Origin of the sequence: Vibrio sp. 99-70-13A1 (genome assembly GCF_013114625.1) — a bacterium.
In the GTDB taxonomy this organism is placed as follows: Bacteria; Pseudomonadota; Gammaproteobacteria; order Enterobacterales; family Vibrionaceae; genus Vibrio.
The window spans coordinates 1-13,358 of sequence record NZ_VTXD01000016.1 but is presented as its reverse complement, the minus strand read 5'-3'; the positions used below and the strand labels follow the sequence as shown (position 1 = coordinate 13,358).

The 13,358-nt window shown below is 44.2% G+C and carries 15 protein-coding genes; 8 read left to right on the top strand and 7 right to left on the bottom strand.

All coding sequences use genetic code 11. From position 1 onward, the window contains the following. Nucleotides 1-7: 7 nt before the first annotated feature. The 4 genes from trkA to def form a co-directional block, all read right to left on the bottom strand. Nucleotides 8-1,384 carry a Trk system potassium transporter TrkA gene (trkA, locus tag F0226_RS11720; protein WP_137375398.1) on the bottom strand — a complete coding sequence of 459 codons (1,377 nt, stop codon included), beginning with the start codon at nt 1,382-1,384 and terminating at the stop codon, nt 8-10. Between the two features lie 108 nt (nt 1,385-1,492). After that, a complete protein-coding gene (gene rsmB / locus F0226_RS11715; RefSeq protein WP_171735815.1) occupies nt 1,493-2,773 on the bottom strand; it encodes a 16S rRNA (cytosine(967)-C(5))-methyltransferase RsmB in 1,281 nt (426 codons plus the stop codon). Between the two features lie 117 nt (nt 2,774-2,890). Then, nucleotides 2,891-3,838 carry a methionyl-tRNA formyltransferase gene (gene fmt, locus F0226_RS11710; protein ID WP_171735814.1) on the bottom strand — a complete coding sequence of 316 codons (948 nt, stop codon included), beginning with the start codon at nt 3,836-3,838 and terminating at the stop codon, nt 2,891-2,893. A gap of 34 nt (nt 3,839-3,872) precedes the next feature. Next, nucleotides 3,873-4,388 carry a peptide deformylase gene (gene def / locus F0226_RS11705; RefSeq protein WP_216606613.1) on the bottom strand — a complete coding sequence of 172 codons (516 nt, stop codon included), beginning with the start codon at nt 4,386-4,388 and terminating at the stop codon, nt 3,873-3,875. Nucleotides 4,389-4,528: 140 nt separating this feature from the next. On the opposite strand from def, the gene F0226_RS11700 reads away from it, so the two are divergent. Genes F0226_RS11700 through F0226_RS11685 form a run of 4 tightly spaced genes read left to right on the top strand, consistent with a single transcriptional unit; the run spans nt 4,529 to nt 7,829 of the window. After that, complete coding sequence (locus tag F0226_RS11700; protein ID WP_171735813.1) at nt 4,529-5,650, top strand: LysM peptidoglycan-binding domain-containing protein; 1,122 nt, start codon at nt 4,529-4,531, stop codon at nt 5,648-5,650. Continuing rightward, the gene (gene dprA, locus F0226_RS11695; protein WP_171735812.1) at nt 5,647-6,768 is read left to right on the top strand and encodes a DNA-processing protein DprA; all 1,122 of its coding nucleotides are present in this window, start codon (nt 5,647-5,649) and stop codon (nt 6,766-6,768) included. Before F0226_RS11700 ends, dprA begins: the two co-directional genes overlap by 4 nt. 2 nt (nt 6,769-6,770) lie before the next feature. Beyond that, nucleotides 6,771-7,247: a DUF494 family protein gene (locus F0226_RS11690; RefSeq protein ID WP_171735811.1), complete on the top strand. Its 477-nt coding sequence runs from the start codon at nt 6,771-6,773 to the stop codon at nt 7,245-7,247. A 12-nt stretch (nt 7,248-7,259) separates the two neighbouring features. Beyond that, nucleotides 7,260-7,829 (top strand): topoisomerase DNA-binding C4 zinc finger domain-containing protein, encoded by a 570-nt coding sequence (locus F0226_RS11685; protein ID WP_171735810.1) that lies wholly within the window; start codon nt 7,260-7,262, stop codon nt 7,827-7,829. An 87-nt stretch (nt 7,830-7,916) separates the two neighbouring features. Here the strand turns inward: F0226_RS11685 and F0226_RS11680 are convergent, their stop codons facing one another. Together F0226_RS11680 and purE are read right to left on the bottom strand one after the other, a co-directional pair. Further along, entirely contained in the window at nt 7,917-9,047 is a 1,131-nt protein-coding gene (locus F0226_RS11680; protein ID WP_171735809.1) for a 5-(carboxyamino)imidazole ribonucleotide synthase, read from the bottom strand. A gap of 5 nt (nt 9,048-9,052) precedes the next feature. Further along, nucleotides 9,053-9,538 (bottom strand): 5-(carboxyamino)imidazole ribonucleotide mutase, encoded by a 486-nt coding sequence (purE, locus tag F0226_RS11675; protein ID WP_171735808.1) that lies wholly within the window; start codon nt 9,536-9,538, stop codon nt 9,053-9,055. A 195-nt stretch (nt 9,539-9,733) separates the two neighbouring features. On the opposite strand from purE, the gene F0226_RS11670 reads away from it, so the two are divergent. The 4 genes from F0226_RS11670 to F0226_RS11655 all read left to right on the top strand — a co-directional run bounded on the left by F0226_RS11670 (nt 9,734) and on the right by F0226_RS11655 (nt 12,406). Next, a complete protein-coding gene (locus tag F0226_RS11670) occupies nt 9,734-10,291 on the top strand; it encodes an L-threonylcarbamoyladenylate synthase (protein ID WP_171735807.1) in 558 nt (185 codons plus the stop codon). Between the two features lie 19 nt (nt 10,292-10,310). Then, nucleotides 10,311-11,228 (top strand): oxygen-dependent coproporphyrinogen oxidase, encoded by a 918-nt coding sequence (gene hemF / locus F0226_RS11665; protein ID WP_171735806.1) that lies wholly within the window; start codon nt 10,311-10,313, stop codon nt 11,226-11,228. Nucleotides 11,229-11,302: 74 nt separating this feature from the next. After that, entirely contained in the window at nt 11,303-12,133 is an 831-nt protein-coding gene (gene aroE, locus F0226_RS11660; RefSeq protein ID WP_171735805.1) for a shikimate dehydrogenase, read from the top strand. A gap of 3 nt (nt 12,134-12,136) precedes the next feature. Further along, nucleotides 12,137-12,406, top strand: a complete 270-nt coding sequence (locus tag F0226_RS11655; protein ID WP_171735804.1) for a DUF1488 family protein — start codon at nt 12,137-12,139, stop codon at nt 12,404-12,406. Here the strand turns inward: F0226_RS11655 and F0226_RS11650 are convergent. After that, nucleotides 12,403-12,948, bottom strand: a complete 546-nt coding sequence (locus tag F0226_RS11650) for a gamma carbonic anhydrase family protein (RefSeq protein WP_171735803.1) — start codon at nt 12,946-12,948, stop codon at nt 12,403-12,405. The genes F0226_RS11655 and F0226_RS11650 overlap by 4 nt on opposite strands. Nucleotides 12,949-13,358 lie beyond the last annotated feature (410 nt).

Here is a 13,358-nt window from a genome sequence, read left to right as displayed (position 1 = left end):
CTGAGTCTTACAAAAAGAATGGGCTTGGTTGGAAGAGTGACTCAACGTCAGGCACGTATTTTTTGTCGACTAAGAACATCACAACGTGATCATCTTGTTCGATGACCGTTCTATCGTGCGCGATCAATACTTCTTCCCCTCGAACGATGGCACCAATGGTTGTACCCGGGGGAAGTTTGATATCACCAATGGCTTTTCCTACAACTTTCGACGTTGTTTCATCACCATGAGCGATGGCTTCGATCGCTTCTGCTGCGCCTCGGCGTAGGGAAGAAACATTCACAATATCGGCACGACGAACGTGAGTCAGTAGGGCGGAGATTGTGGCTTGTTGAGGCGATATTGCTACATCAATTACGCCGCCTTGTACCAAATCAACATAAGCACCACGTTGGATCAGCACCATTACCTTTTTTGCACCCATGCGTTTAGCAAGCATGGCTGACATGATGTTGGTTTCATCTTCATTGGTTAGGGCAATGAACACATCAACTTGGTCGATATTTTCTTCAGCAAGTAATTCTTGGTCTGCTGCATCACCACAAAATACGATGGTGTTTTCTAATTCTTCAGACAATTTTTCGGCGCGGTTATAGCTACGCTCAATGAGTTTGATGCTGTAGCTCTGTTCCAAGCGTTTTGCCAGGCTGGCTCCGATATTACCCCCGCCCACAATCATGATGCGGCGGTAAGGTTTTTCAAGACGTTGCAGCTCACTCATTACTGAGCGGATATGGTTACTTGCAGCCACAAAGAAGACTTCATCATCGGCTTCAATGACGGTTGTGCCTTGTGGTCTGATAGGTCGACCTTGGCGGAAAATAGCAGCGACTCGAGTATCAATGTGCGGCATATGCTCACGTAAAGCAGACAGTGCATTACCAACAAGTGGACCACCATAATAAGCTTTTACTGCCACGAGGCTGACTTTTTGCTCTGCAAAGCTAACCACTTGCAGTGCGCCAGGGTACTGAATCAAACGTTCAATATAGCTTGTCACCAGTTCTTCTGGTGCGATCAGGTGATCGACTGGAATTGCGCCTGATTTAAAGAGGGCTTCTTTTTCTTCCAAATACTGCGGAGAGCGAATACGGGCAATTCGGTTTGGTGTATTAAATAAAGAGAAAGCAACTTGGCAAGCTGCCATGTTAGTTTCATCCATGTTGGTCACGGCAACTAACATGTCGGCATCTTGTGCCCCGGCTTCCCTCAGAGTTTGAGGGTGGCTTGCGTAACCATTGATGACTCGTAAGTCATATTTATCCTGAAGTTCACGTAGGCGATCGCTATCGCGGTCAACAATAGTGATGTCGTTATTTTCGCCTACTAGGTTCTCTGCAAGTGTACCGCCAACTTGCCCAGCCCCAAGGATAATGATTTTCATAGCCTGTCTCTTTATCGTTGTAATTTAATTGCTCGTTTCAGTTGAAACGATTTGTGCATCATAACGAAACAGCGGCTAAGAAATGATTCTTAACCGCTGCGTTTATTTCTATGCTTGTTTTACTAAAACCGCGTAGTAGAAGCCATCCATATCTTCTTCACCAGGTAGAATTTGGCGACCTGGGTTTTCGATATCAGAGCCAACTAAAGTGGCATTCGCTGTACGATCTAGGAATGCTTTTACTTGTAGTACGTTCTCTTGCGGAGTAATAGAACAAGTTGCGTAAACCATTGTGCCGCCTTCTTTTAGCTGGCGCCACATCGCATCCATAATTTCACTTTGTAATTCAGCAAGTGCATCAATATCAGATGCACGGCGAAGCCATTTAATATCTGGGTGACGACGAATCACACCAGTCGCTGAACAAGGCGCATCAAGTAGGATACGGTCGAACTTGTCACCCATCCACCACTCTTCAGGGTAGCGAGCATCACCACAGATCACATCAGCACGTAGCTGTAGGCGTTCAAGGTTATCGTAAACACGATCCAGACGTTTGATATCACAGTCGATAGCCACCACTTCCGTGTCTTGAGTGTGTTCAAGGATGTGTGCCGTTTTACCACCTGGAGCGGCGCAGCAATCAAGGATTAGCTCACCATCTTTCGGTGTTAGGTAATCGACAGCAAGCTGAGCTGCAGCGTCTTGTACTGAAACCCAGCCTTTATCGAAACCTGGCAATAAGGTTACATCGCAAGGTGACGCTAATTTTATGGCATCAGCGGCTTCTGGATGCACTGTGTATTCAATGTTTTCGTTATTCAGTAGCTCAACGTACTCGTCACGTGTGTGGTGCTGACGGTTTACACGTAACCACATAGGCGCTTTGTTGTTATTTGCTTCTACCAATTGCTCCCACTGATCCGGGTAGCTTTCTTGAAGCATTTTTAGGATCCAGCTTGGATGGCTGTATTTACCTGCATTGTGGCTAACGGCTTTCTCGTCTAGCTCTTCTTGATCGCGTAGGTAGCTACGTAGTACTGCATTGATCAAACCACTGAGGCTTGGGCCTCGCAGTGTTTTGGTTGCTTCAACTGTTTCAGCAACAGCAGCATGCGAAGGAATGCGCATAAAGCCCAGCTGGTAAATGCCGACTAAGATCAGATGATGGAATACGCGTTTTTTACCTTTAAGCGAGTTTTCCATCAGTTCGTTAGCGATAGACTCTAAGCGAGGCAGGTAACGAAGTGCGCCGTAGCAAATCTCTTGCAGTAGAGCATGGTCTCGCGGGCGGATCGTTTTTTGAGCCGCAGGGAGAGCGTGTGAAAGAGAGTGGCCTTTATCGACAACTTGGAATAGGACATTTGCAGCAGCAGCGCGAACATTCATGAGGGGTACCGAATATTTATTGAATACATGAGGGCATCTCTGCCCTCGTAAAGGTTTTCTTGTGCTGCTTTTCAACAGCGGGCTAACGAGTTAGCCAAAGCAAGGGTAACGAAATGATTACGAAAGTTGTGAACCGACTTCGAACCAGCTTGCTCTTGAGTTAAGGATATCTTGTACTGACATCGCCTTTTTACCAGGTACTTGCAGCTGTTCAAGCACAAGTACGCCTTGCCCAGTCGCGACATAGATACCAGTTTTATCGGCTTGCAGAATTGTACCTGCAGGCTTATCAGAGGCTTGCTCTGCCACATGGCTTTGCCATACTTTGATGCTGTTTTCAGCGGCTTCAAAGTGGCTCATTGGCCATGGGTTGAAAGCTCGAACACAACGCTCAATATGAGCAGCGTCATCACTCCAGTTAATACGCGCTTCTTCTTTACTTAGTTTCTTCGCGTAGTTAGCAAGCTCATCGTCTTGTTTTTCAGCAACGGCGTTACCAGAAGCGATGTTAGCTAAACACTCAACAAGAGCGTCAGGTCCAAGACCAGCCAACTTATCGTACATTGAAGCGCTGGTATCCGTTGCTTCGATTGGTAGTGTAGCGATGCTTAGCATATCACCAGTATCAAGACCAATGTCCATCTGCATGATAGTCACGCCAGTCTCTTTATCACCCGCCCAGATAGAGCGTTGAATCGGAGCGGCACCACGCCAGCGCGGTAAGATGGAACCATGTACGTTGATACAACCTAAACGAGGGGTATCTAATACAATCTGCGGAAGAAGTAAGCCGTATGCGACTACCACCATAATGTCAGCATTCAAAGCTGCTAGTTCTTGCTTAGCTTCATCTGACTTGAAGTTTTCAGGTTGGTAAACCGGAATGTTGTTTTCAAGTGCGATGTTTTTTACTGGGCTTGCAGTCAGCTTCTTACCGCGACCGGCAGGGCGATCTGGCTGTGTGTAAACTGCAATAACTTCATGCTCCGAAGACAACAACGCCGCCAAGTGACGGGCGGCGAAATCCGGAGTACCTGCGAAGACAATTCTTAAAGATTGGCTCAAGGTAGGCTTCCTTCTAATTTAGTAACACTAACGATTATTTAGCTTGTTTCTCATTGAAACGTTTAATTTTCGCTAGTTTATCTTGGATACGTTTACGTTTCATTGGTGATAGGTAATCAACAAACAACTTGCCTTCTAGGTGGTCAAGTTCGTGTTGAACACAGATCGCCAGTAGGTCGTCTGCATCGAATGTGAACTCATTACCATCACGATCTAATGCTTTTACTGTTACTTCAGCTGCGCGAGGCACTAGAGCTCGTGCACCAGGAACAGATAGACAGCCTTCTTCGATGCCATCTTCACCACGTTTTTCGGTAATTTCAGGGTTGATAAGTACTATGGGCTCATCGCGCGTTTCTGAAACATCGATCACGACGATGCGCTGGTGGAAATCAACCTGCGTTGCAGCTAGACCAATACCTTCTTCGTCGTACATGGTTTCAATCATGTCATCAACGAATTTTTGAATTTCTGGGGTTACTTCATTTACCGGTTTCGCCACGGTGCGTAGACGATCATCCGGTAATGTTAAGACTTCTAATACAGACATATACACTCGAAATGTTGAACTGTGCCGAAACAGCATAAACCTTGTTGGCTCAATTCTAGACATTTTAGAAGCCAAATGACAGCATCCTGAAAGTAATTCTCGGATTAGATATCATATATTCAGCCCAAGGGACTCTGGTCATGCGTCAATTTTCTCGTACACTTTCTCTTCTTTGTTTGCCTCTCTCATTGTCATTTTCGGCTCAAGCTACTGAAGATAATGCCGCCGATAAACCTCTCAACATTAAAGAAGGGGCACCAGAGACGTATATTGTTGTTAAAGGCGATACGCTTTGGGATATATCTGAAATGTATCTAGATAGCCCGTGGTTGTGGCCCCGCCTGTGGCAAGTTAACCCTGAAATAGATAACCCACACCTTATTTACCCAGGTGATAAACTTTCTTTGGTTTGGATTAATGGTCAGCCAGTCTTGAGTTTGAAGCCAGTCATTAAGCTGAGTCCGAAAATTCGAGTATCAGAGAAGAAAGCCTTACCAACAGTGAATGAAGGCTTAGTTTTACCTTATTTACAGTCTGACCGTTTAGTTAGTGAATCTGACTTAGCTTCCGCTCAAAGAGTGCTTGGAACCAGTGATGGGCGTAAGTTCCTAACGGGTGACGATAGATTATTTATTTCAGGTGATCAGCAACACCCTAAATGGGGTATTTATCGCTCTGTCGAGACGTATAAGCGAGAAGAACCAGCTTCTTCTATTATGTCATTGCGGTTAGTTGCCACTGCGACACTGAAAGATGCTAATGATGAATTTAGTAGTTTGAAAGTGGATAAGCAGCTTCAGGAGATTCAATTAAATGATGTGGTTTTACCTGAGTTCAATATAGAAAACGTTAGCTTATCTACGACTTTCTATCCAGCCCCTGCAGCTGCGGGGCAATTTGCTAATATCGTTGGTTCATTAGAGGGAAGCCAGTACAGCGCTAAGAATCAAGTGGTTGTGATTAACCGAGGTGAACATGACCAACTTCGACAAGGTAGTATGTTTACGCTTAATGAGCTAGGAGCCGTGGTTTATGATAAACAAGGTGAATACACCTATGAAAGTTCTTCAATTAATCAAAAACTACAGCTACCGAGTACTTCTGTCGGGAGCTTGATGGTCATTCGACCTTACGAGTATTTCAGTTTAGCTTTGATCACTAATAGCGCTAAACCAATTAATAGTCAGATTTTGGCAGTGTCTCCTTTAACGCCTTCTATTATTCCGAAAACGGTAGAGTCTGAAGCGGAAACGGAAGAGTGAATGAGCAGGAGCTTTCTGCTTGGCTAACTCTTAGTTTCATTCCTCAACTCGGCGGGAAGCGACTTTCCCGCCTACTGGCATTTGATTCGCCTTTAAACCTTGTCCAATCTTCCTCACAGCAGCTCCAAGCTTTTGGTTTATCACCCAAGCAAATTTCTTACCTTTTTGAAAAAGCACCGAAAGAAGTGGATGTTTGTTTAGCTTGGCTTGGTCAGCAACCTCATCATCATATTCTGACGTCCTCTTGTGCTTCTTATCCTAAGCAGCTAGCGAATATAGCCTCAGCCCCGAGTGTGTTATTTGTTAAAGGGCAGGCTGATAAATTAGTTGAACCTCAAATAGCTATGGTCGGTAGTAGAAATGCCACTTTAGAAGGTCTTAATACGGCGAAGTCATTTGCTCAGGAATTTGTGAAAAAAGGGTTGATAGTGACTAGTGGGTTAGCGTTAGGCATTGATGGTTACGCACATGATGGAGCTTTAAAAGCGGGAGGAGAAACTTTCGCGGTTTTAGGTTCTGGTTTAGAGTCTATTTACCCTGCAAGGCATCGGGATTTGGCTGAGAGAATTATAGAAAGCGGTGCATTAATCTCTGAATTTCGTCCTCACGCTAAACCTCGACCTGAACATTTTCCTCGGCGTAACCGTATTATAAGTGGGTTGTCTTTAGGTACGTTAGTGGTTGAAGCGGCTGAAAAGAGCGGCTCGCTTATCACAGCTCGGTATGCATTAGAGCAAGGTCGAGAAGTCTTCGCGCTTCCAGGCTCTATCCATACTCCTACTAGTCGAGGAGGAAATAGTTTAATAAAAGCAGGTGCTTGCTTAGTTCAAAGTGCTCAAGATGTTTTATGCGAATTAGAAAGCCTATTACACTGGTCAATCGAACAGCAGCCCAGCTTGTTTCCAAGTCAAGAACCTTCCTTAACAGTCAGCCAAAATGAACAATTGCCATTTCCACAGCTGTTAGCTAACGTAGGAATAGAAGCGACACCCGTTGATATTTTGGCACAGAGAACCCATATACCTGTGCATGAAGTCATGATGCAGCTTTTGGAGCTTGAGCTCCTTGGGCATGTTGTTGCAGTTTCTGGTGGCTATATTCGAAAGGGGAGAGACTAGCTATGATGATGGACATACTGATGTACTTGTTTGAAACCTACATCCATAGCGATTCTGAATTGCAGGTGGATCAAGATGAGCTGGAAGATGAATTGCTTCGAGCTGGTTTTAATCAAAGTGATATATACAAAGCTCTCCATTGGTTAGAAGAGCTTGCTGCATTGCAAGAAACAGATAACCAAGCAGCAATTGCGACATGTTCGACAACATCGATGCGAGTGTACACCGAGAAAGAAGTGTCTCGTATTAACTTGGAATGTCGTGGTTTTTTATTATTCCTAGAACAGATCAATGTATTAACGACCGAAATTCGCGAGATGGTCGTTGATCGTGTTATGGGCTTGGAAACGAACGAATTTGAGCTCGATGATCTAAAGTGGATTATCTTAATGGTACTGTTTAATGTGCCAGGTAATGAAAGTGCATATACGCAAATGGAAGAGCTGCTGTACACCAAAGAGCAAGGCATCTTGCATTAATACAGGCGTAGCATGAGTAGTAAGATTGATAACCAACTTTTTTCAGCACATGAACATGCGTTAGAGCATGAACCATGTCCTAAATGTGGTGGAGAGCTTCAGCTTCGCCATGGTAAGCACGGTCCATTTTTAGGCTGTAAGCAGTATCCGAGCTGTGATTACATCAAACCATTGCATCAAAATGATGGTCATGTGGTTAAGGAACTTGGAGTCCCATGTCCAGAGTGCCAGAATGAGTTGGTATTAAGGCAAGGTCGATTTGGGATGTTTATCGGGTGCAGTAATTACCCTGATTGCCATCATATTGAGTCGTTAGATCAACCTAAAGAGCAAGTTGAAGAAAAGCCTTTGGTTGGTTGTCCTGAATGTGGTCGAGGTCATTTGGTTGACCGTAAGTCTCGTTACGGCAAAACATTCTATGCTTGTGATAACTACCCTAAGTGTAAGTTTGCTGTTAATCAGCCACCCATTATAGGTCGTTGTGAAGAGTGTCAGTTCCCGCTGTTACTTGAGAAGAAAACAGCCAGTGGTACCAAGAAGCAATGCGCTGATCGCAAGTGTCATCACATTCAATCTCAGTAGTGACACTAATCACAGTAAGTGAATGACCAGAAATAAAAAAACGGCGCTCAATGAGCGCCGTTTCTATATCAATAAACCAATGTAGGCTTACTTCATCTGCTCAGCAAATTCATGCACAGCTGGATAGGCTTTTTTATCGAGAATATCAGCTAGTGAACATAATGTTCTTTGCAGTTCTGCGTTGTAGTCAGCACTCACATTGATGTGGCCCATCTTACGACCTGCGCGCTTCTCTTTGCCATACCAATGAACATGACAACCACCTTGAGCAAGAATTGCTTCTGGCAGGGTGTCTTCGCCAAGAATGTTGATCATTGCTGTTGGACGAATCAATTTAGTGCTGCCTAGTGGCATGCTACATACGGCACGTAGATGATTCTCAAACTGACAAGTCTCTGCGCCTTGTTGCGTCCAGTGACCAGAGTTATGAACGCGCGGTGCAATTTCGTTAACCAGCAATGAACCTTGAACATCAAAGAACTCAAGTGCCAGCACACCAACGTAATCCAAGCGCTCAGCAACTGCGGTGAACATGGTTTTCGCTTGCTCTTGCAGTTTAAGGTCATCAATCGCTGTTGATAAGCTCAACACGCCGTCGGTGTGAACATTTTCAGCCAATGGGTACACTTGGATCTCGCCATTAGCGCCACGAGCACCAACCAGTGATACTTCACGGTCAAACGGAACGAACTCTTCAGCTACAATTGCTTGGTTGTCCGTTGCGGTAATGCACTCAGCCATTTCTGTCCAAGTTGCGTCAACATTGTCTAATGTCTTTAAGCGCCATTGACCTTTGCCATCGTAGCCTCCAAGTGTGCTCTTCAATACCATTGGTAAGCCAACGTGAGCGATTGCTGCATCAAAATCTTCGCGAGAATTGATCACATAGTATTTGGCATTCTTTACGTTCGCTTCGTCTAACAGTGCTTTTTCAAGGCGACGGTCACCGCCGGCTTTGATTGCTTCTGTTGTTGGTAAAAACTTACCGCTACGCTCACATACCTCAAGTACATCGTGAGGGATATGTTCGAATTCAGCAGTAATGACGTCCGCACGCTCAATCGCATTTTCTAAACCGTTGCCTAGAATCGCTTGCGTTAATGGGTGAACAATATTTTTGCTGCCAACATCAAAAGCAGAAATTTCAATATTCAGCGGTGCCCCAGCTAGGGACATCATGCGAGCAAGTTGGCCCGCGCCTAACACAAGAACATGCATGGAAATTAGTCCTCAGCAGGGTTTGGATTAGCAAGAACCGTTTCTGTTTGCTCAGAACGGAACGCTTCTACTGTTGCCATTACTTCTTCATTGTGTGTACCAATGATTTGAGCTGCTAGGATGCCAGCATTGGCAGCGCCAGCTTCACCGATAGCTAAAGTACCTACCGCGATACCTTTTGGCATTTGCACAATAGAAAGCAGAGAATCCATGCCTTTCAGTGCTTTAGACTGAACAGGAACACCAAGAACTGGGACGCTTGTGAAAGCAGCCGCCATGCCCGGAAGGTGTGCAGCGCCGCCCGCTCCTGCAATAATCACTTTAATACCGCGCTCTTTCGCACTGGTTGCGTAGTCAGCAAGCAATTGAGGTGTGCGGTGAGCTGAAACCACTTTTGTTTCGTACGCCACGCCAAACTGATCCAACATTTCTGCAGCTAGCTTCATTGTTGGCCAATCAGATTTAGAACCCATGATAATACCGACAGTCATCTCAAACTCCTTCAGGTACGATTTAATTAGTGATTAGATATTTTGCGCGCATTATACGGGTAAAATTGCTCAAGGAAAACGTTTGCGTAAGTCTAAGTTGTTAATTGATACATTTTATAAACAAATAGCTTTAGTCACAGCGAATGATAATTTGTACACTTAACGAGTTAGATAACAGAATTAATGAGGCAACCCGTGGATAACTTTCAACATACTTTGCAGGCATTACAACAAGGTGAAGTCATTGCTTACCCGACCGAAGGCGTTTTTGGGGTTGGTTGTGATCCTGATAATCCACAAGCCATCAAGAAATTACTCGAGTTAAAACAGCGTCCGGTTGAAAAGGGATTGATCTTAATTGCGGCAAGTTACGAGCAGTTGCTTCCTTATATTGATGAGAGCCAACTAACCGATGACCAATTAGCGACGGTTAAAGCAACATGGCCAGGACCAGTGACTTGGATTATGCCAACCAGCAGTAAAGTCACTGACTGGGTAAGTGGTCAATTTGATTCGATTGCGGTACGAGTGACTGATCACCCTTTGGTTCAAAGAATGTGTAATGAGTTTGGTAAGCCGTTAACCTCTACCAGTGCTAATCTGACGGGCGAACCGCCTTGCATGACGACAGAAGAAGTCCAACAGCAATTAGGTCAGCACTTGGTTGCGATTCTTGAAGGTCAAACGGGTGGTCGCGATAAGCCAAGTGAAATCAGAGATGCAAAAACGTCGAAAATATTAAGACAGGGTTAAACCCTGCAAAGGAAATAAGATGTCAGCAATTGATAAAGAAGCAGTAAAACAGTTTTTACTGAGCCTACAAGATTCGATTTGCCAACAGCTTGAGCAAGCTGATGGCGCAGCACTGTTTGAAGAAGATGCATGGGAACGTGAACCTGGCGAACGTCTTGGTGGCGGTGGTCGCACTCGCGTGATGACCAACGGTGCGGTTTTTGAGCAAGGTGGGGTTAACTTCTCTCATGTGGCGGGTAAAGCAATGCCTGCCTCAGCCACCGCTCATCGCCCTGAATTAGCAGGACGTAAGTTTGAAGCTATGGGGGTCTCATTAGTTATCCATCCTAAAAACCCATATATCCCAACTTCACACGCGAATGTACGATTCTTTATTGCGGAAAAAGAAGGGGAAGACCCGATCTGGTGGTTTGGTGGTGGTTTTGACTTAACGCCATTTTATCCTGTCGATGAAGACTGCCAATCTTGGCATCAAACAGCCAAAAATCTTTGTGCGCCGTTTGGTGATGATGTTTATCAAGAACATAAAGAATGGTGTGATAAATACTTCTATCTACCTCACCGTGATGAAACGCGTGGTGTTGGTGGTCTGTTCTTTGATGATTTAAATGAGTGGGGTTTTGAAAAGAGTTTTGCTTATATGCAGGCAGTTGGTGAAGGTTTTACAGCCGCCTATTTACCAATTGTAGAGCGCCGCAAAGAAAGGTCTTATGGTGAGCGCGAACGTGACTTCCAACTTTATCGTCGTGGTCGCTATGTCGAATTTAACCTAGTCTATGACCGTGGCACCTTATTTGGTTTACAAAGTGGTGGTCGTACAGAGTCTATATTAATGTCGATGCCACCATTAGCCCGTTGGGAATATCGCTACGAACCACAAGCGGGTTCACCAGAAGCTTTGCTTTATAGCGACTACCTAAAGCCTCGAGTTTGGTAGTTCTTCCTTCCTTATTGGGATAGTGATAGGGTCATCTATATAGATGACCTTTTTTATTTCTGTTAGGTAAGGATATGACACAGCAAGTAGATCGTTATGCCGTTTTCGGTAATCCCATTGTACAAAGCAAATCGCCTTTTATTCATACCTTGTTTGCCCGTCAAACCAATCAGCAACTTACCTACACGGCATTACAGCCAGATAGTGGTCAATTCATCGTTGCTGCTAAAGCTTTTTTTAATGAAGGTGGTAGAGGATGTAACATCACAGCGCCTTTTAAAGAAGATGCGTATCAGTTCGCCAATCGCCTAACAGAGAGGGCTGAACTAGCAGGTGCCGTAAACACACTTAAGAAGTTAGATGATGGAGAGATCATCGGTGATAACACCGATGGTGAGGGTTTAGTTCAAGATCTTCTTCAACATAAAGTAGTGTTAGAAGGAGCTCGCGTTCTTCTGCTTGGCGCTGGTGGCGCAGCGCGAGGTGTGATTCAACCTCTTCTCGACCAAAAACCGCAACAATTGGTGGTCGCTAACCGAACCAGTTCGAAGGCAGAACTATTAGCTGAGATGTTTTCTTCGTATGGAAACATCAAAGGGCTGGGATTAAGTGATGTTAATGAAGGGTTTGATGTCATTATTAACTCTACTTCGTCTGGTCTAAGTGGTCAGCTTCCTGAAGTTTCGGATGAGATTTTCAATACTAATAGTGTCGTCTATGACATGGTCTACGGATCTGGGAATACGGTATTCAATCAATGGGCTCTAGATAAGGGAGTTCATGCTGCTTATGACGGATTAGGCATGTTAGTGGGCCAAGCTGCGGAAAGCTTTATGCTATGGCGAGGGTTACGCCCTGGTTCTAAACAGGTATTAAGAGAACTACGTAAAAATTTAGAGGTATAAAAGGTGAATCAATCAATCCTATTTCCAGATATTCAAGATTGGGATGAAGCGAGTCAATCTATCATCTTCCCAGCGCAACAGTCTGGCGCACTGATTGAATGTGTAATGTCTATTAAAGAACTCTCACAATTGTCTGGTAAAGGGATAGAAGATGGCGACCAAGCTTTAGTTGTCTTTTCAGAGCTACGTTTTGATATTGAAGAGCTAGCGGAAGAGTTAATAGAAGAAGAGGAGTATGACTCCTCTAATCGGATTCAGATCAAAGCGCTTTAGACTGGAAGTACAGAGTCTAGATAGTCGTTTTTATTCTGAACATAGTTGTCAGCTGACTTTTGTAAAAAGGCACGTTCTTTATCATTTAATGGGCGTGCTTGTTTTACTGGGCTTCCAACATATAGATAACCGCTTTCAAGTACCTTATTAGGCGGAACCAAACTACCAGCACCAATCATCACTTCTTCTTTAATAACGACACCATCAAGTACAATGGCACCCATGCCAACTAAAACGCGATCCTCGATAGTGCAGCCATGCAGCATTACTTTATGTCCAATAGTGACGTCATTACCTATTAATAGAGGATAACCCTCAGGGTTTTCAGCATTCTTATGGGTAACATGTAATACACTGCCATCTTGAATGTTAGTTCTATCACCAATATGGATATGGTTCACATCCCCTCGGGCTGCAACTAAAGGCCACACACTCGAATCGTTACCGATTTTGATATCACCAACCAGTACAGAACTTGTATCTATATAGACAGCGTGCCCTATTTGAGGTGATATCCCTTTATAACTGCGTATTGAACTCATAAATCCTCCTTTATATAGGCACCATAAGCCTTTAATTAAGAGGAATACTAGTGAAAATGAGATGTTTTGAACAAAAAACGCTCGAACAATCAAAAAAGTAAGAAAAACTTCAAAAAGAGCTTGCCAATGTGATCGCAATCTCTATAATGCGACCTCGTTGAAACGGGAAGGCTTCTTAGGAAACCAGAACGAATAAACCAGTCAAATTAGCCAAGCCAAGCGCTTGAAAGAGTTTTGAAAAAGTGGTTGACACTAAAACTTAAATAGCTAAAATGACCGTCCGATTTGAGCCAAGCTCAAGCAGGAAAAGCTCTTTAACAATTTAAACCTATCAATCTGTGTGGGCACTCGTTGATGAATATCAAAATTTGTTTTGCATTAGCAAAGCAAGATTTCCTCGGAAATCAATT